At 60.4% G+C, this 303-nt stretch carries 1 protein-coding gene; it reads right to left on the bottom strand.

Going from position 1 to position 303, the window contains the following annotated elements; genetic code table 11:
• Positions 1 to 303, bottom strand: a 303-nt coding sequence (locus IB267_RS33075; RefSeq protein ID WP_192451594.1) for an AMP-binding protein, incomplete at both ends; no start/stop codon positions are given.

Below are 303 nucleotides of genomic sequence, written 5' to 3' on the forward strand. Positions count from 1 at the left end.
CACGACTGTCATCCTCCAGTATCCTGAGCACCCCCCGACCGACCGCGTCGCAAAGTAGCAGCAATGGAGTTGCGTCCGCCAGGATCTGCCCTAGGCGCTCACTGGGATAGCTTGGATCCAATGGAACATAGGCGCCGCCAGCCTTGAGGATCGCCAGCAAGCCCACCACCATTGCTGGACTACGCTCCACGCAAATCCCGACGCGAGTATCCGGCTTGACCCCGGCGTCGATCAGGTAGTGCGCGAGGCGATTGGCCCGCGCATTGAGCTCGCCATAGCTCAAAGATTGCCCATCATACACAA

This window comes from Ensifer sp. ENS09 (assembly GCF_014852425.1).
Classification (GTDB): domain Bacteria; phylum Pseudomonadota; class Alphaproteobacteria; order Rhizobiales; family Rhizobiaceae; genus Ensifer.